This is a genomic window from Bradyrhizobium sp. T-12 (genome assembly GCF_058314695.1).
The window spans coordinates 6,063,084-6,078,862 of the sequence record NZ_CM177756.1; the positions used below are offsets into that span (position 1 = coordinate 6,063,084).

The window sequence follows — 15,779 nt, forward strand, 5'->3', positions numbered from 1 at the left end:
CAAGCGGCGGTCCGGGCCGGCGCGGCACCGCGTCCGGTCTACTGCCAACAGCAGGCGTCCAGATCGGCTTATGCTTTTCAGCTAATCCCGCCGACAACGGAATTATTGGCTTGCCGCCGCGGCAGCAGTCGCCACGTACTTCCCGTAGAATTCAGCGACCCGGCCGCGCCACATGCCGACGAACGCCTCTGACGTCACGTTCTCGACCGATTTCCAGGTGCGCTTGAAGGCCGGAAGTGCATTGCCCCAAATTGCGCGTTTGCACCACCGCTCGCCCTTCTCTTTGCCTTCGCTGCTGGCGCACATGGATTTCCAGGCGAGACGAGCGGGCTTGCTGATGTGTTCGGCGGCACCTTCCCAGCCTTGCTGATGGATCAGGTAGAGATCGCTCATGTCCGGCGTCCGATGCGTGATCCATCCGAACTGGACGCCTTCGGTGATGATCTTGTAGGCGGCCGCAACGGCGTTATCCCGCGGACTGCGAATCTGCCCGAAGCCGAACTTCCCGAACTCATAGTGGCTCAGCTGAAACAGCCCGATATACGACCCGGTGCGTTGATTGGGATTGAAGCCGGACTCGATCTTGGCAACCGCCATCATGAAATTAAAATCGAGTCCGAACGCGTCGGAGGCGCGCTTGATCTCTTCGGCCGGCGTTCCGACCGGAATGTCCTTGAACGCACGCAAGACGATCTCCGCCGGTTTCTCGACGGGCGGCAGCTCGGACCAGACATAGTAGACCAGGTAACGAAAATCCTGCGTCGACGCCGCCTTCAGAGCCGCAATGGACGCATCGCGTTCCGGCGGCAGCGGTTGAAGGACATCCTGTCCCAACGACGCCAGTTTTGGCGCGACGGGTTCATCGACGATCTCGGCTTTGGCGCTCAAAGGGCCGGAACCTGCTGACGTCTCCGAGCCAGGCGCTGCTCTTTCTGACCGAAGGGCTGCCGCAAGTCTGGCGGATGCCTCCGCGTACAAGGCAGGCGTCACCATGTTCGCAGGCGACGCCATGCTCGCAGGAGCGGCCATGCTTGCCGCCGCTTCCGGCATGACATCCGGCGCCATCGCGGCCGGTCTGTTACCGGCGGCCAGGTAAAGTCCCGCGGATGCGATCACAGCCACGATGCAGCTGGTCTGCCAAACCTTCATTGCCGGAAGTCCACGGATGGCTTCTGTACGAAGGCTGTCGGCATGTTCCTGCGGCCTGTGGCTGAATACTCTTGGTAGAATCTTAAGGTTTAAATGTGGTGAACGAGAGCGGGCTCTCTGCCTCGCAGCTCGATGTGCCCCCCTTTGGGTTCCCCGTTCTTTGCCCGGCGACGAGTTCCGACAAATCGTCCAGCACGCACTGCGCCGCGGCAAAATCATCATCCGCAAAGAACATGCTGCGGGTGATGATGACAGGGATCTTCGCCTGTGAGGCCGAAATCAGGCCGTTGGCGGAATCCTCAACGGCAACGCAATCGGCCGCGCCCAGCCTCAGCCGGGCCAGCGTTTCGAGATAGACGTCCGGCGCGGGCTTCTTGTGCCTGACATCGTCGCCGGCAACGATGGCGTCGAACTCCGCAGCCCAGTTCGCCCCCAGCACCCGCGACAGCAGCGCATCGATGTTGCCGTGCGAGGTCGTGGTCGCGATCGCAAGCCGCTGCCCCCTCGACTTCCCCGCGGCGAGCAGCTCGATCACGCCCGGCCGAAGCTGACAGCAGCCGGTCTCGACCAGCTCGGCATAATGCGCGGTCTTGATGCGGTGAAGCGCGGCGATGTCCTCGTCCGGCAAAGGCCGGGCGGTCGGCAGCCTGCCATGGTAGGCGCGCATGCGCTCCTTGCCGCCGGTCACCCGCAGCAGCTCCTTGTAGAGGGCGCGGTCCCACTGCCAGTCGAGACCGTGGCGGGCGAAAGCATGGTTGAAGGCCTGCCGATGCAGCTCCTCGGTCTCGGCCAGGGTGCCGTCGACGTCGAAGATCAGCGCGGCCGCGCGCCGGATCAACTCGCTGGCATGCGCCGGTGCGAAAGCGAGCGCCTCTGCCTGCATGGTCGGTGCCTCCCTGTGACAGCCGACCATCGCCCGAAGCAGGGGGGCGAGACAAATCGCAATATCTTTTGCCGGACCCAAAAATCTCTTATGAGCGAGGGACGCGCAGCTCGCGCGGGAACTTCGAGCTTTCAGGGAGACGCATGCGGCTCTTCATCCTTGGCCTCGGCTACAGCGTCCGGCACTTCGTCCGCCAACACGGCGGCAGCTTCTCGCACATCGCGGGCACCGTGCGCGATCCGGCAAAGCGAGACGACCTCGCCGGCATCGAAGTCCACGCCTTTTCCGGCGAGCCCCCCGCGCGCGAGACGGTCCAGCAAGTCCGCGATGCCGATGTGCTTCTGGTATCGGTCCCGCCGGGCAGCGCCGGCGATCCCGCCATCGCAGCGTTCGGCGACGTGTTGGCGGCGCGCCGCGGCAAGATCGTCTATCTCTCCACCATCGGCGTCTACGGCGATCACGACGGCGGCTGGGTCGACGAGAGCACGCCGGCGCAGTCATCGCTCGACCGCGCGCGCATGCGGGTTGCCGCCGAACAGGCCTGGACGGACATTGCGCACGGCGATGCCGCGATCCTGCGGCTGGCCGGCATCTACGGCCCTGGCCGCAACGCGCTGGCGACGCTGCGCGCGGGCACGGCGCGGCGCATTATCAAGCCCGGCCAGGTCTTCAACCGCATCCATGTCGACGACATCGCAAGTGCGATCATCGCCGCCATTCGCCACGGCAGCGGCGGCACCTGGAACGTCTGCGACGACGAGCCGACGCCGCCGCAGGACGTGATCGCCTACGCGGCGGAGCTGAAGGGCGTTGCGCCGCCGCCGGAAGAGCCGTTCGCGACCGCCGCGATGTCGGCGATGGCGCGCAGCTTCTATGCCAGCAGCGCCCGCGTCTCCAACGCGAAATTGAAGCGCGAGCTGGGCGTCACGCTGCTCCACCCGACCTATCGTCACGGCCTCGACGCGCTGTGGCGCGCGGGCGAAGGACGATAAGGGTCTCGGCCTCCCCCGGCCGCGTCCCAGTCATGTCCGGCGCGCGGTTGACTTCGCCTTGATGCGGACGTGATAGAACAACGTGGCCAATGTCGAGCCGCATCGCGCCGGCTTTGGCTTTGGCCTGTCCGTCGCGGTCCGCACCAGCGAGGGGTTGTCATCGGTCCCCGGCAATCCCGGCGAGTTCACCTGGAACGGCGCCTACGGGACGCAGTTCTTCAGCGATCCCAAGGAGCGTCTCGTCGTCGTGGTCGGAACGACTGCACCAGGCGAGCTGCGCAAATATTATCGCGAGCAGGTCCAGGACCTCGTCTATGCGCGATGACGAAGTGAAATCGGCGCGTATCGAAAGAGAAAGGGCGGCTGACCGGCCGCCCCTTTATACCCGGCGTCAGCTCAATACGCCGTACTTCTTGAACCAGGCCTCCGCCTGCTTCCAGGCATCGTCCGCGGCGTCCTTGCGGTAGCTGCCGCGGTAGTCGGCATGGAAGCCGTGCGGCGCTTCGGGGTAGACCTTGAATTCGGCCGTCTTCTTGTTCTCGGCCAGCGCCGCCTTCATCTGCTCGACTTGCGCGACGGGAATACCGGTGTCGGCACCGCCGTAGAGGCCGAGCACCGGGGCCTTCATCTCGGGTGCAAGCTGTATCGGGCTCTTCGGCCACAGCGGATTGGCGGGGTCGACCAAACTCCCGTAGAAGGCAACGCCGGCCTTGAGGCTGCTGCTGTGGGCGGCATATTCCCAGACCGTGCGGCCGCCGCGGCAGAAGCCGATGATGCCGAGCTTGGCGGCATCACCGCCCTGCGAGCCCGCCCATGCCACCACTGCATCGAGGTCCGACAGCAGTTCGGCGTCGGGCTTGGCATTGACGATCGGCAAGAGGTCCTTGATGTCGGTGACCTTGGTGAGGTCGATACCCTTGCGGAAGTAGTAATCCGGCGCAATGGCGAAGGCGCCGAGCTTGGCGAGGCGCCGCGTCACGTCCTTGATGTATTCGTGCAGGCCGAAGATCTCCATCGCCACGATGACCACCGGGGCCTTGGTGTTGCCGGCAGGGCGGGCGAAATAGACGGGCATCTCTTCGGAGCCGACCTTGACCTTGGCATCGCCGGCCTGGAGGCCATTAGTGTCGGTCGCGACCACCTCGGCGCGCACGGGCCCGGCCGCCAGCGTGTAGCCGGCCGCCACGGCCGCGGTGGCGCTCATGAATCCGCGGCGCGAGACCGGGGCGACTTTCGTCAGCCCGACGACGTCGGACGTCATGGTAGTTTCGAAGCTCATCGGTCTATCCCTCTGCTGCCTATGCTGATGCCCCCGGGGGCGACGCATTCGCCAGTAATTGCCGGCGAAACGCAAGTCACCAGCCTGCGAGCACGCGCCCTTTCAGGCCGGCCCCTGAATGGCGATGACGCTGCAGGCGATGAGGTCGCAGTGCTTGCGCATGTTGGCTGACGCGTGATGCTGGCCCGCGCGGCTTGCCCGACCTCCAGCGACGCGCTGACATGGCCTGGATCGCTCGTATGCCGACTTAACCGTCTAGCTGCGCTGCGTCGCAACATCCATTAACCGAAAAAGTCGGTTCTCTCCTGGCCGATCACACCGCCGGGCGCCGCAGGCGATGCGCATGTTCGCGCATTCGACGCGCCGACCCGCAACAAAAGGACACCGCAACGGCTGCAATGACACATCATGTTGCTCACACATCGCGCATGACCGCCGGAGCACGTGCGAGACGCCGTCATTTGATTGAAATTTTCAGAGGACTCGAGCGGTGCGATTTACTCGAACTTTCTTTGTGACGCCCTAGTTCCACGTCGGAAGTTCCAACCGCTTCTTCCCCATGCGCGGTCCGCCGTCCGGCAACGGACGAAGGGCCCAGGTGGCACTTCATTCTCGTCTGCTCAGATTGCACCCCAAGGCTCAATTGAATCAAGGCTCAGTTGATTAAAGCTTTATCCGACCTGGAATTGAAATGAATTTGGCTCGCGAATCGATTGAACTGCTGGAGCAGGCCGCACGAATCCTGTGGTTCGAAGGCACCCGGCACGGCTTGCGCGACCGCGAATGGATGGCGCTGCGATTCCTCTCCCGCGCCAACCGTTTCTCCCGGACGCCTTCGGCGCTCGCAAGTTACGTCGGCACCACGCGCGGCACCGCCTCGTTCATCATCGGAGAGCTCGAACGGCTCGGTTATATCGAGCGAAAGCGCTCGGCCACCGACAAGCGCTCGGTGATGCTGAGCGTGACACAGCAGGGCAAGAAGTTCCTGGTGCGCGACCCCGTCAACGTCCTCATCGAGGCGATTGCCGGGCTCGACGACGAGGTCAAGATGCGCTTCCGCGACACGTTCCGGCACGTGCTGGATCAGTCGGACGCGGCCGAACAGCGGCACCACACCGACGTTTGCAAGCGGTGCATCTTCCTCCGGGAAGAGCGCATGACCACGGACAGCAAGGCGCCGGCCGAATTCAGCTGCCGCCTGTTTCGCTCGCCGATCGCGGAGGCGGAGGTGGACCTGCTATGCACCAGCTTCGAGCATCACCGCCAGTAGAACGCGGCGTTCGCTCAGGGCGTCGCCTTGCGTGACGAATAGACGACGCCCCCGCTCGTCTCCACCACCAGACGCCCGTTCTCGCTCCTGATCTCCTCGATGCGGCCGAGGCCGGGCACCTGCTGGCCCAGCACGGCTTCGATGACGCCGTTCGGACTCTGCAGGATGGCGATGCCCTCATAGGCCTGGCGGACCGACCAGCCCTTGATCACCTTCCGCGGCACTGATGCGCGCTCGGGCGGCGACACCGAGCCCGTGAACTCCGGCGCTGCGACCGCGGCCATCATCGGCCCTTGCTGTGACGGCGGCTGCGATTGCACCGTTGCCGGAGCGGGGGCCTGAACCTGCGCCTGAGCCAGCCTGTCGAGCTTGACCGTCGAGGACGAACTCACCCGTTCGATGCGATCCAGATTCTCGGCAAACCGGCCGAACCGGTCGTTGGTCGCCTTGCTCGACTGATCGACCGCGGTGCGCAGGCCGTCGAGATTTTCCGACACGCCAGACACCTGCTTGCGCAGCTGTGCGACGGTCTCGCGCAGGATCCTGATCTCCGTATTGGCCGCAACGTTGTTCTGCGCCGGCTGCGTGGTGAGATAGGCGATCACGCCGGTGCAGGCGCAGACCACGAGTATGGCGGCGACCGCCAATGTCGCGAGCGGCGCAACCCATGTCGGACGGGGCGGCGGCGGCTTGGCCACGATCACCGCCGGCTTGATCACGGTCGGCGCAGGCTTGGGGATCGCCATCTTGTCGAGACGCGCTTTAGCGCGAATACGCTTGAGCCCTTCGAGCGCCTCCTTCGCGAGAGCTTCGTCGCTCGCCGCGGCCGACGCACACTTTGCAGCCGCAGCAGGCTTGGTCGCTCGCGCCGTATCATCCTTCATATCGCGCGGCGCGGGAGCCGGCTTTGCCGTCGCGGAAACATCAGCGGTCGCGTTGGGACGAGCTTGTCCATCGGACAACATGTGAGAATGCTCCGTGCGGTTCGATCTGTCGAACGGTGACGTTATTTGCCGAAGCTTGTCCGAAACGTGCGCATCGAAAGATTCTCAACACGCGCGATGCGACGCGCCGTGGCTTAAACGCGTCGTTCGCGTGGCGAGAGTGCGACTCGAAAGACACACACTCGCCAAGTTTTCGCCAAGCTGGAGTCGCGGCACCGCGTATGAGTCGAATTGTCGCATGTGGAAGACCGCGCGAGCGCGTCAATCGCGGGTTGAAAACCCCCTCCTATGCGTGAGCGCCCGCATCACTCAAAACAGCTGTAGTTGTACGGGGATGCGGAACCATAGGCCCATCGCGGTGCAGAATTAGTTTGGTTTCCAAAGCAACTGATGCGATTGAATACATCAAGAAACAACCCGAAACAAACCAACAGCATCAAGCACACGTAGCAAACACTTTGTGGCGCACGCTTGATCGGAAATCGGCAATCGCTACGGTCCTAGTCAAGTGATTCTCGCCAGTGGCGAGGAGATCGACACAAGTTTCAGGTGTGTTCGGACGCGATGAGCAACTTGGCGCAACTGTTCTAGGTCGTTTCTCAATCTGCCCCGCGAGGTGATCCGTACGACACCCGCCGGGCCTCACGCAGTAAGCGTTCAGTATCGAGTGGAAGTACCAGGCCTGCGAGACGCAGGCACTGAATGCGTAGGGCTGCCCGCGAATATCGAAACCATAACAACGGTTCGCGGGAAGGAATGTCGTCAAACAGCATCGTTGCCGAGCCGGAGCATCACAACAACCAGCCGGCCGCAACAAGTGCGAAACAGGGGCGAAAGACTGATGTATATTATCGTTGATGATCGCGAGAGCGTCGCGAACAGCTACGTCGGAGGGCTCGTTCGCGAAGGCGTATCGTCGATCGGATTCTCCTCCGGGGAATTCTGGGACTGGCTGCAATCCGCGAGTGAATCGGACCTGGCAGCGGTCGACGCCTTCCTCCTCGGGGATTGCGATGCCCGCGGAAGCCTGCCGCGGGCGATGCGCAAGCGTTCCTCGGCTCCCATCATCGCCGTGAGCGGCCAGAAGATGCTCAAGAACACGCTCGAGCTGTTCGAATCGGGCGTCGACGATGTCGTGCACGTGCCGGTCCATCTCCGCGAAATCCTCGCTCGAACGGCCGCGATCGCGCGCCGCCGGGTGGGCGAACTGCCAAGGCCCTGCGAGACAAGGATCCAGGTCTTCTTCAACGGCCGTGACCCCGAGATCGCGGGCCACGCCCTCACCCTGCCCCGCCGCGAGCTGCGCATTCTCGAATATATGGTCAGCAACCACGGCAAGTGGATCACCAAGACGCAGATCTTCAACGCGGTCTACGGCATCTTCGAGTCCACGTTCGACGAGAGCGTGATCGAGAGTCACGTCAGCAAGCTGCGCAAGAAGCTCCGCGACCGTCTCGGCTTCGACGCGATCGTGGCCCGGCGCTACGTCGGATACCGCCTCGACATCCCCGCCGGCGAAACCCTGGACGAGCCGATGCAGGAGCTCGACGACGAGGTCGGCATCCTCCTGAACCGCGCGCATGCCGTCCCGGCCGCGTATCCGGCCGGCAACTGATCCGGCAGAAGCCTGCTGTAGAACCGACAACGGCCTCCGCGAAGCAGCTTCGCGGAGGCCGTTGCACGTTTGGGGGGTAGAGGCGGCAAGCAGTCGAGCGCGCCTCGTCCTTCAAGACGACCGCTTGGCGGTCTCCCCAGGATGAGGCTAGCAGCAGTGCTCGTTGAAACTCGCCCCACGCACCCGGCCCTCATCCTGAGGGCCCGCCAACGGCGGGCGTCTCGAAGGATGGCCGCACGGAAATGCTCTCAACCCGGCTTCAAGTCGGCGCGCGCTACGGCTTCTGCTGGAATTCTTCCCTGGAGACGTAGTTGAAATCCTCGACAAGGACGTCCTGGACGATATCAGCCTGCATCCGCTCGTTGACGCGCTGCTTGATGGCCGTCGTCAGGATGGAGAGGTCGTAACGGGCGAGCTTCCTGAAGTCGAGACGGTCGTCGGCATAGATCCTGCGGAAGGCCTCGTCGACGACGAACGGCTCCGGCGGGACGTTGAGCTGGTGCATGGTCCGCGCCTCCATGGTGTAGACGAAGCGCGCGACGATATAGCCCTGCACATTGCCGTTCTCGACCATGGGCACGCTCAGGGCCCGCGTCTTCTGGTATTGCAGCCCGTCGAGATATTCGTCCTTGGCCGGCAGAAGGCTGCCGTTTTCCTTCCAATAGGCCACGGCATAGCTCGTGCCCGCTGTGAGGATGCATACCCAGAGCCCGGCCAGCACCAGTCTGATCATTTTCCGTCCTGCGCTGCGCGACCGGTATAGGTGCCGTCCGACTCGGCCTCCTTGATCGCCTTGACGATGATGCCGGCGACCTCGCGCACCGCGTCATAGTGCATTTCGAGGACCGACCGATTGCGCTCGAGTTTTTCGCGTAGCCGCTGAATCTCCTCGGTGACCTCGACTTCGCCGCCGAGATGCATCCGCGCCCGCATCAGGCGGACGAATTCGAGCATGCTGCGGCTCTTGCGCGCGCTGAAATCGTCGAAATCGATCTTCTGCCCCGTGGTGAGCGCGACCGTCTCTTCCTCGACGATGCTCTCGAGCCGGCGGATCGCAGCCAAGAGGCCGCGCACTTCGTCCGATCTCGCAACATCGGCGCCGTCGACCGCGGGCTCGCTGCTCACGACCGGCAGCAACACGGGCAGCAGCGCATTGCCTGCTGCGGCTTCCGTCGTGACCATCTCGATGTCCGCGACCGGCTGCTCGATCACCATGGCCGCCGCGCTGTCTTGTACCTGCATGGAAACTTCACCCCTCAACTTCTGTCACCCATTCGCGGATCATCATCCCGCCTTGCCCGCATTGTCCGGTGCCGGCGGATGCGCGGCAGCGAGCCGCTCGGCGATGCCGATGCCCTTACCCTTTGCCAGCTGGTTGCCGAGCTGCTCCGCCAGCATCGACTTCCAGACGCCGCCGGCCGTGCCCTTGCCGAAGACCTCCTCCGATTCCTTCGGCAGCATCGTCTCGACGAAGGTCTGGAGGATGAAAGCTTCGAACTTCCGGTAGACCTCGCCGGATGCCGGCGCCTTGATCACCCGAACCGGCGCGCCGTTCACCGCGTCCGACTGCGCCGCGGCCACCTTCGCCGCGGGTTGATCGGCGGCCACTGCCGCGGCCTTGCCGGCCTCCGCGTCCATCGTCGCGGCGAAATCGGCATCGGAAGATTTCAGCGCATCGAGCTTCGCGGTCGCGGCGCGCTGCGTCACGGGATCGGCGGCCTCGAGGACGTCGAGGACGAGGTCGGGTGTCGCTGTCACGATCATGTCTTGTTCCGGTTGGCTGGCCGTGGCGTCCAGGCGCGCACGGCAGGGCTAAGTCCCGTCATCTCCTCGAGATCCCGTTTCTCGGCGCCGCGGAGCTTGTCGGCCAGCGCCGCCTTCGCGACTTCCTCGAGCTGCTTCACGCGGCGGTTCTCGGCGCGAACCTGGTCGAGCTGCTGTGCGGCCTGCGCCTGAACCGCGCGCGCACCGACGCTCGTCCTGTTCAGGCGCCGCGCGATCGATTCGCTCGACGAGCCCGCCGGCGGCTTGCCGTCGTTCAAGGCGCCCACCAGCCATTCCTGCTCGTCCTGCAGGCCTCGCTCCTGCTGTCGCAACTGCGCAAGCTGCCATTCGGACAGCCGGAGCTGCAGCTTCACGAGCGAGACCATCCGGCCGAGCTTGTCCGCGCGCGAGGCCATCACTGCTCACTCCGCCAACCAGGACGAAACGCCGAGCATGAATTGCGTCAGCAGCTCGTCACTGGTGAGGTAGAGCAGCAGGAAGCCGCCGAACAGCACGAAGGGCACGGAGATGAAATAGACCGGAATGGCCGGCGTCAGCTTGTTAATCAGGCCGACCGCCAGGTTGACGATCACCGAATAGACGATGAAGGGGCTGGTGATCCGCAGCGTCAGCACGAACGCTTCGGACAAGCGTCCGACCAGCTGGTCGAGCGGCATGCCGCCGCCGAGCCGGTCGCCGGGATGCCAGACATCGTAGGAGTTCATCAGCCCGCGCAGGACCTGCCAATGCTGGTCTGTCATGAAGAACAGCGTGGTGACGGACACCATGATCAGCGGCACCAGCGCCGGCGCCGGATCGCTGTCGGCAACCGGCGTGCCCGGGATGTTGCTGAGGCCGATCGCGCTCGCCATCACGGTCGCCATGGTCTGCAGCGCGAGGAAGAATACCCGCCCGCCGAGCCCGATGACGCTGCCGACCAGGAGCTCCGAACTGATCAGGAGCGCCAGCGTCAGCGGCGCCGCGTTGTCCGTGAGGGGCTTCAGGACCGCGATCAGGATCGGCGCCAGCGCGAACGTCGTGACCAGCGCGACGAACAGGCGAACCTGGGCCGGAACGTTGACGCTGGAATAGCCGGGCACCAGCATCAGGCAGGCGCCGATGCGGCAGAATACGATGAACGTCACCAGCACGCTGTCGGCCAGGCCTGAGATCACGAGATGGCTCCGAGTGCCCTGATCTCCGCGCTGCGCGCGACCTCGACATGCGACAGGATCGGCAACGTCGGGAACACCCGTTCCAGGATCATCCGGACATAGGGGCGCGCTTCGGGCGTCACTGCCAGCACCACGCTGGTACCGTTCTCGGTGAACTTGCGGATCGCGGCGCTGGCTTCGGTCGCGAATTGCTCGATCAGGCGCGGATCGGCGTCGAACTCGATGACGTCGCCCTTGGCGTCGCGCTTCAGGCTCTGGTGGAACGCGAGATCCCAGCGGTTGCCGAGACGGACGACGTTGAGCACGCCATTGTCGGAGAGGTCGCCGCAGATCTGCTGGGCCAGCCGCGTGCGCACATGCTCGGCGACCTGCTCGGAGCGCCGCACATGGGGCGCGATCTCGGCGATCGCCTCCAGGATGAGGTGGAGGTTGCGAATGGAGACCCGCTCGGCCAGCAGGATCTTCAGGATCGCCAGCAGGCCCGAATAGGAGATTTGCGAGGGGCAGAGATCCTCAACCAGGCGCTTGTACTCGGGATCGAGCCGGTCGAGCAGCGCGCGCATGTCCTTGTAGGACAGGAGCTGGGCGAGGTTCGCCCTGAGCACTTCGCTCAAATGCGTGAGCAGCACCGACAGGTTGTCGACCGGCTTGCAGCCCTGCCGCTTGACCTCGTCGGTGAAGGCTTCCGTGACCCAGAGTGCCTTCATGCCGAAAGCAGGCTCGATCACCTCCTCGCCGGGCACGTCGGGCTTGCCGTCCTTGTCGACCAGCACGAGCACCTCGCCGAGCCTGAGCTCGCCGTGGGCGACGCGCGTGTCGTGGATCCGGATCTGGTAGCTCTTGGGATCGATCGAGAGATTGTCGGTGAGCTTGATCTCGGGGATGACGAAGCCGTACTGCTTGGCGAACTTCTTGCGGATCTTGGCCACGCGATGCGCAAGCTCGGTGCGCGAGCCCAGGAGATGGACCGAAAGGTGGCCGCCGAGCGCCAGTTCGATTTCGGCGGTCTTGAGCTGTTCCTTGACGGACTCCTTGGCCTCGGCCTGGGCGCGCTCGTCGGCCTTGAGGGCTGCCTCCTTGCGCTCCTGCGCCGCCTGCCGCCTCGGCAGCGAGTAGCCGACGAAGGCCATGACGCCGCCCAGCGCAACGAAAGGCGCCAACGGCAGCCCCGGCATCAACGCGAGCACGAACATCATCAGCGCGGCGGCCGATACCGCGCGCGGGTAGCCGCTGAGCTGCCGCAGCACGGCCTGCTCCGCCGACCCCCTGGTGCCGCCCTTGGAGACCAGCAGGCCCGCGGACAGCGACACGATCAGTGCCGGCATCTGCGACACCAGACCGTCGCCGACGGAGAGTTTGGTATAGACGTCGGCGGCACGCGACAGGGTCAGCCCGTGATGGGTGACGCCGATGATGATGCCGCCGAAAATGTTGATCGCCGTGATGATCAGACCGGCGATGGCGTCGCCGCGGACGAATTTCGAGGCGCCGTCCATGGCACCGAAGAACGCGCTTTCCTCCTCGAGCTCGCGGCGCCGGCGCTGGGCTTCCTTGTCGTCGATCAGGCCCGCCGACAGATCGGCGTCGATCGCCATCTGCTTGCCGGGGATGGCATCGAGGGTGAAACGCGCGCCGACTTCGGCGATACGCGTCGCGCCCTTGGTGATCACGACGAAGTTCACCGTGACCAGGATGGCGAAGATGATCAGGCCGATAACGAAATCGCCGCCCATCACGAACTTGGAGAAGCCGGCGACGACGTGGCCGGCGGCCTGCTCGCCCTCGCCGCCGCGCGACAGGATCAGGCGGGTGGTCGCGACGTTCAGTGCGAGGCGCAGGATCGTCGCGATCAGCAGCACGGTCGGGAAGGCGGAGAAATCGAGCGGTCGCTGGATCCACAACGCGACCATCAGGATCAGCGCCGACAGCGCGATCGAGAACGCCAGGCCAAGGTCGATCAGGATCGGTGGGATCGGCAGGAACAGAATCGTGAGCATGGCCACGATGCCGCCGGCAAAAAAGGCGTCGGCCCCCAATCTTCGTGGGGTCGGCAGGCTAGCAGCTAACGTATCGGCCATGGGTCACCGGCAGAGGAGTCCGGTTCGCAATCTGCCGTGCAAAGCTTACGCGAGGGTGGTGGCAGACGCCTCGCGGATCAGAAGCCGTGCTCGATCCGCGAATAGACCATCTCGGTGAAGGTCGAGAGATGCGCGCCGATGAAGGAGCCGGAGACGGCGACGACCAAGAGGATGACGATGATCTTCGGAACGAAGGTCAGCGTCACCTCCTGGATCTGGGTCAGGGCCTGGATCAGCGCGATCACGGTGCCGACCAGCATCGCGGCGCCGACCGCTGGCCCGGAGGCGACGATGATGGTCCAGATCGCCGCCTGGACGATGTCGAGAGCGTCGCGTTCGTTCATGACTGGCTGATCGTGAGGCCGGGCCCGACCGCGACCTTGGTGCCGTCCTGGAGGGTCGCGATGGAGCCGTCACTGTTGATGGCGACCGAAACGACCTTGCCGCTGAAGCTGGCGCCGGTCGAGTCCGTGAAGCTGACGGTCTTCCCGATCAGGCCGTTGGCCTGCGACAACGACTGCGACGACAGCAGCGCGTCCAGCTTCGAATTGGTCTGCATCGCCTGCTCGACCGTCGAGAGCTGGGCGAACTGGCTCATATATTGCGAGGTATCCATCGGATTGGTCGGATCCTGGTTCTTCATCTCGGCAATGAGGAGCTGAAGAAACGTATTGTAGTCGACGCTATTGCTGGACGTCGTCGTGGTCTGGTCGGTCGCATTGGACTTGCCGGTCGTGTCGGTCACGCCTGTGACGTTCATGTGTCTCTCCGCTGTCAGGCAGCTTCGACGGGGGAAATGGGTACGGCGCCGGCCAGGATGGCCTGCTCGACCGGGAACAGGGCCCGGATCCGCTTGAGCGCTTCGAAGTAACGGGTCGCCTCGACCAGCTCGTCGACCGCACCAAGCCCCTCCAGCATCTCGCGGCTCTCGCACACGGCACGCAGGGCCGCATGATGCTGCGCATAGAGCGCCGCGGCATCACGGATGTCGGTCGGGTTCATCAGCATGAGCTGGACGATGAAATAGAGCTGCCGCAACGCCGTGGTGGCGTCGGAGGCCTGCATGACCTGCCCCTCCAGCAGGAACATCACGTCGTTGACGAGCTCGACGGAGACCTTGCGGTCCACGCGCAGCACCGCGCCGTTGATGTAGATGCGTTCGCCCGCCCGCAAGGAGACTTTCATCAAAGGGCGTCTCGGATCAGGCGGTTGATTTCGATGAGCTGCATCACGTCGTTCGATCGCTCCTCGCGCAGGCGATCGGCTTCCTTGACCACCCAGAGGCCGATCGAGATGATGTCGGCGCGCAGCTTGTCCGGCAGCCCGTTTTCCGGGTGCGAGAGGTCCTCGATGAAGATCGTCCACAAGCGCCGGACGTAGAGCAGGCTCTCGACCAGATCCTCGAGGCTGAAGCGCCCCTTCTGGAGTCGTTCGAGCCGGTCGATGCCGAGGCTGAGCGCCTGCCGCTCGCGGCCGCGCGCTTCAAAGCCACTCTCGTCGACGACCGCTTCATAGGCTTCAAACGTCATCAGAACCACTCTGCGCAGGAGATCGAAAAACAGGACAAAGGTCGCGAGCCCAACTCAGAGATAGTTGATGAGGCTGATCTGCTGGAGCTGCGAGGTTAGCGCGAGCGCCGTCTTGATCTGGGTCTGCAAGGTATTGACCCGGACCGAAGCCTCGGTCGGATCGACAGCCTCCATCTGGACGATCTGGTTGTTGAGGATGTCCTTCTGGATCTTCAGCTTCTCGGATGCACCGGTGACCCGCTGCTGGATCGACCCGACGGTGCCGCCGAGCACGGCGAGATCATTGATCGCGCCGCTGACGAGACTGATGGCCTTGTCGACGACGACCTGGAACGTGTCCTTGCTCAGGCTGGTGTTGCCGAGGTCGGTGAGCATGGTGTAGGCCTCGGCCAGCTTGCGGAAGCCGGGCTGGTTTGCGCTGACCGAGCTGTCGACGACCTCGGTCGTGGAGATGCGGCTCGACAGCGTCTGGTCCGTGGCCGCCGACCAATTGGTGTTCCAGGCCGGGCTTGCAAACTCGGGATCGAGGACGTTGTCGAGGAAATTCTGCATCTGCGCCGGCGTGATCGTGCTCACGCCCGGCGCGGACTGCGAGAAGCCGAACGTCGCCAGGAAGTCCGCGTCGACCTGGTTCTTGCTGGCCGAGCCGGCCGTGTAGCTCGTGACCGGCACGGTCTGCGTGTTGATGCCGCCGAACAGGTACGACCCGTTGTAGGAGACGTTGAGCGCGCCAATGAGGTCCTGAAGGTTCGCGGACGCGCTCGGCAGGATGATCTTGGCACCGCTGTCGGCGTCGCGGGCCGCGATCAAATTCTTGAGGAAGTCCGACGCTGTCTTGCCGAGCTGCGTGATCCGGTTCTGGGTCACATCGAGCCGCCCCGTCACCAGCTCGTTGGTGTCGACCAGCTGATCGGCGAAGTTGAAATCGGCCCGCAGCGCCACGTCGCGGCCCGTTCCCGTGCCGAGCTCGAGGCCGACATCGGCAAAACGGCCGGTAGTCGCTTCCTTCGAGGCCTTGGTCAGCGCGCTCTGGTTGTTCGTGATCGACGACCTCAACGACGACGACAGCATCAGGGTCGAGATGTAGTTCGCGCTCATCAT

General features: G+C 64.3%; 18 protein-coding genes and 1 pseudogene. 4 read left to right on the forward strand and 15 right to left on the reverse strand.

Features of this window, described 5'->3' with window-relative positions; translation table 11 throughout:
• Positions 1–102 precede the first annotated feature (102 nt).
• Complete coding sequence (locus AC0WRY_RS28885; protein ID WP_491122070.1) at positions 103–1,149, reverse strand: transglycosylase; 1,047 nt, start codon at positions 1,147–1,149, stop codon at positions 103–105.
• Between the two features lie 82 nt (positions 1,150–1,231).
• Entirely contained in the window at positions 1,232–2,032 is an 801-nt protein-coding gene (locus AC0WRY_RS28890; RefSeq protein WP_491122071.1) for an HAD family hydrolase, read from the reverse strand.
• Positions 2,033–2,175: 143 nt separating this feature from the next.
• On the opposite strand from AC0WRY_RS28890, the gene AC0WRY_RS28895 reads away from it, so the two are divergent.
• Both AC0WRY_RS28895 and AC0WRY_RS28900 read left to right on the forward strand, forming a co-directional pair.
• A complete protein-coding gene (locus AC0WRY_RS28895; protein WP_491122072.1) occupies positions 2,176–3,024 on the forward strand; it encodes an NAD-dependent epimerase/dehydratase family protein in 849 nt (282 codons plus the stop codon).
• A 76-nt stretch (positions 3,025–3,100) separates the two neighbouring features.
• A pseudogene (locus tag AC0WRY_RS28900) lies at positions 3,101–3,349 on the forward strand (serine hydrolase domain-containing protein); the annotation flags it as partial.
• Between the two features lie 66 nt (positions 3,350–3,415).
• Here AC0WRY_RS28900 and AC0WRY_RS28905 read toward each other — a convergent pair.
• Positions 3,416–4,303, reverse strand: a complete 888-nt coding sequence (locus tag AC0WRY_RS28905) for a dienelactone hydrolase family protein (RefSeq protein ID WP_491122073.1) — start codon at positions 4,301–4,303, stop codon at positions 3,416–3,418.
• Between the two features lie 691 nt (positions 4,304–4,994).
• On the opposite strand from AC0WRY_RS28905, the gene AC0WRY_RS28910 reads away from it, so the two are divergent.
• Positions 4,995–5,573: a MarR family winged helix-turn-helix transcriptional regulator gene (locus AC0WRY_RS28910; protein ID WP_194404154.1), complete on the forward strand. Its 579-nt coding sequence runs from the start codon at positions 4,995–4,997 to the stop codon at positions 5,571–5,573.
• A 14-nt stretch (positions 5,574–5,587) separates the two neighbouring features.
• Here the strand turns inward: AC0WRY_RS28910 and AC0WRY_RS28915 are convergent, their stop codons facing one another.
• A complete protein-coding gene (locus AC0WRY_RS28915; RefSeq protein ID WP_491122074.1) occupies positions 5,588–6,538 on the reverse strand; it encodes a hypothetical protein in 951 nt (316 codons plus the stop codon).
• 820 nt (positions 6,539–7,358) lie between these two features.
• Here AC0WRY_RS28915 and AC0WRY_RS28920 point away from each other — a divergent pair.
• Entirely contained in the window at positions 7,359–8,132 is a 774-nt protein-coding gene (locus AC0WRY_RS28920; protein ID WP_211416107.1) for a winged helix-turn-helix transcriptional regulator, read from the forward strand.
• A 274-nt stretch (positions 8,133–8,406) separates the two neighbouring features.
• On the opposite strand, the gene AC0WRY_RS28925 is transcribed toward AC0WRY_RS28920, so the two are convergent.
• The 11 genes from AC0WRY_RS28925 to AC0WRY_RS28975 form a co-directional block, all read right to left on the reverse strand.
• Positions 8,407–8,865 carry a hypothetical protein gene (locus tag AC0WRY_RS28925; protein WP_211416106.1) on the reverse strand — a complete coding sequence of 153 codons (459 nt, stop codon included), beginning with the start codon at positions 8,863–8,865 and terminating at the stop codon, positions 8,407–8,409.
• The gene (locus tag AC0WRY_RS28930) at positions 8,862–9,374 is read right to left on the reverse strand and encodes a flagellar biosynthesis protein FlgN (protein ID WP_491122075.1); all 513 of its coding nucleotides are present in this window, start codon (positions 9,372–9,374) and stop codon (positions 8,862–8,864) included. The genes AC0WRY_RS28925 and AC0WRY_RS28930 overlap by 4 nt, the downstream gene beginning before the upstream one ends.
• A gap of 42 nt (positions 9,375–9,416) precedes the next feature.
• On the reverse strand, positions 9,417–9,896 hold the full coding sequence (locus AC0WRY_RS28935; protein WP_491122076.1) for a rod-binding protein: 480 nt from the start codon (positions 9,894–9,896) through the stop codon (positions 9,417–9,419).
• Positions 9,893–10,312, reverse strand: coding sequence for a hypothetical protein (locus AC0WRY_RS28940; protein ID WP_491122077.1), 420 nt, complete (start codon positions 10,310–10,312; stop codon positions 9,893–9,895). Before AC0WRY_RS28940 ends, AC0WRY_RS28935 begins: the two co-directional genes overlap by 4 nt.
• Before the next feature lie 6 nt (positions 10,313–10,318).
• Positions 10,319–11,071: a flagellar biosynthesis protein FliR gene (fliR, locus tag AC0WRY_RS28945; protein WP_194404161.1), complete on the reverse strand. Its 753-nt coding sequence runs from the start codon at positions 11,069–11,071 to the stop codon at positions 10,319–10,321.
• Positions 11,068–13,149: a flagellar biosynthesis protein FlhA gene (gene flhA, locus AC0WRY_RS28950; RefSeq protein ID WP_259216718.1), complete on the reverse strand. Its 2,082-nt coding sequence runs from the start codon at positions 13,147–13,149 to the stop codon at positions 11,068–11,070. Before flhA ends, fliR begins: the two co-directional genes overlap by 4 nt.
• 77 nt (positions 13,150–13,226) lie before the next feature.
• On the reverse strand, positions 13,227–13,493 hold the full coding sequence (gene fliQ, locus AC0WRY_RS28955; protein ID WP_027572776.1) for a flagellar biosynthesis protein FliQ: 267 nt from the start codon (positions 13,491–13,493) through the stop codon (positions 13,227–13,229).
• A complete protein-coding gene (gene flgD / locus AC0WRY_RS28960) occupies positions 13,490–13,909 on the reverse strand; it encodes a flagellar hook assembly protein FlgD (RefSeq protein WP_194404163.1) in 420 nt (139 codons plus the stop codon). Before flgD ends, fliQ begins: the two co-directional genes overlap by 4 nt.
• A 14-nt stretch (positions 13,910–13,923) precedes the next feature.
• Positions 13,924–14,334 (reverse strand): flagellar biosynthesis repressor FlbT, encoded by a 411-nt coding sequence (flbT, locus tag AC0WRY_RS28965; RefSeq protein ID WP_194404164.1) that lies wholly within the window; start codon positions 14,332–14,334, stop codon positions 13,924–13,926.
• Positions 14,334–14,678, reverse strand: coding sequence for a flagellar biosynthesis regulator FlaF (gene flaF, locus AC0WRY_RS28970; RefSeq protein WP_167767411.1), 345 nt, complete (start codon positions 14,676–14,678; stop codon positions 14,334–14,336). The genes flbT and flaF overlap by 1 nt, the downstream gene beginning before the upstream one ends.
• 54 nt (positions 14,679–14,732) lie before the next feature.
• Positions 14,733–15,779, reverse strand: a complete 1,047-nt coding sequence (locus AC0WRY_RS28975; protein WP_285807764.1) for a flagellar hook-associated family protein — start codon at positions 15,777–15,779, stop codon at positions 14,733–14,735.

What these genes read in the sequence shown, in the direction of transcription:
- AC0WRY_RS28915 (WP_491122074.1), bottom strand. Translation starts at nt 6,538, where the DNA reads ATGTTGTCCGATGGACAAGCTCGTCCCAACGCGACCGCTGATGTTTCC.
- AC0WRY_RS28895 (WP_491122072.1), top strand. Translation starts at nt 2,176, where the DNA reads ATGCGGCTCTTCATCCTTGGCCTCGGCTACAGCGTCCGGCACTTCGTC.
- AC0WRY_RS28910 (WP_194404154.1), top strand. Translation starts at nt 4,995, where the DNA reads ATGAATTTGGCTCGCGAATCGATTGAACTGCTGGAGCAGGCCGCACGA.
- AC0WRY_RS28925 (WP_211416106.1), bottom strand. Translation starts at nt 8,865, where the DNA reads ATGATCAGACTGGTGCTGGCCGGGCTCTGGGTATGCATCCTCACAGCG.
- flhA (WP_259216718.1), bottom strand. Translation starts at nt 13,149, where the DNA reads ATGGCCGATACGTTAGCTGCTAGCCTGCCGACCCCACGAAGATTGGGG.
- AC0WRY_RS28975 (WP_285807764.1), bottom strand. Translation starts at nt 15,779, where the DNA reads ATGATGAGCGCGAACTACATCTCGACCCTGATGCTGTCGTCGTCGTTG.
- AC0WRY_RS28920 (WP_211416107.1), top strand. Translation starts at nt 7,359, where the DNA reads ATGTATATTATCGTTGATGATCGCGAGAGCGTCGCGAACAGCTACGTC.
- AC0WRY_RS28930 (WP_491122075.1), bottom strand. Translation starts at nt 9,374, where the DNA reads ATGCAGGTACAAGACAGCGCGGCGGCCATGGTGATCGAGCAGCCGGTC.
- AC0WRY_RS28940 (WP_491122077.1), bottom strand. Translation starts at nt 10,312, where the DNA reads ATGGCCTCGCGCGCGGACAAGCTCGGCCGGATGGTCTCGCTCGTGAAG.
- flbT (WP_194404164.1), bottom strand. Translation starts at nt 14,334, where the DNA reads ATGAAAGTCTCCTTGCGGGCGGGCGAACGCATCTACATCAACGGCGCG.
- flaF (WP_167767411.1), bottom strand. Translation starts at nt 14,678, where the DNA reads ATGACGTTTGAAGCCTATGAAGCGGTCGTCGACGAGAGTGGCTTTGAA.
- AC0WRY_RS28905 (WP_491122073.1), bottom strand. Translation starts at nt 4,303, where the DNA reads ATGAGCTTCGAAACTACCATGACGTCCGACGTCGTCGGGCTGACGAAA.
- AC0WRY_RS28885 (WP_491122070.1), bottom strand. Translation starts at nt 1,149, where the DNA reads ATGAAGGTTTGGCAGACCAGCTGCATCGTGGCTGTGATCGCATCCGCG.
- AC0WRY_RS28935 (WP_491122076.1), bottom strand. Translation starts at nt 9,896, where the DNA reads ATGATCGTGACAGCGACACCCGACCTCGTCCTCGACGTCCTCGAGGCC.
- AC0WRY_RS28890 (WP_491122071.1), bottom strand. Translation starts at nt 2,032, where the DNA reads ATGCAGGCAGAGGCGCTCGCTTTCGCACCGGCGCATGCCAGCGAGTTG.
- flgD (WP_194404163.1), bottom strand. Translation starts at nt 13,909, where the DNA reads ATGAACGTCACAGGCGTGACCGACACGACCGGCAAGTCCAATGCGACC.
- fliQ (WP_027572776.1), bottom strand. Translation starts at nt 13,493, where the DNA reads ATGAACGAACGCGACGCTCTCGACATCGTCCAGGCGGCGATCTGGACC.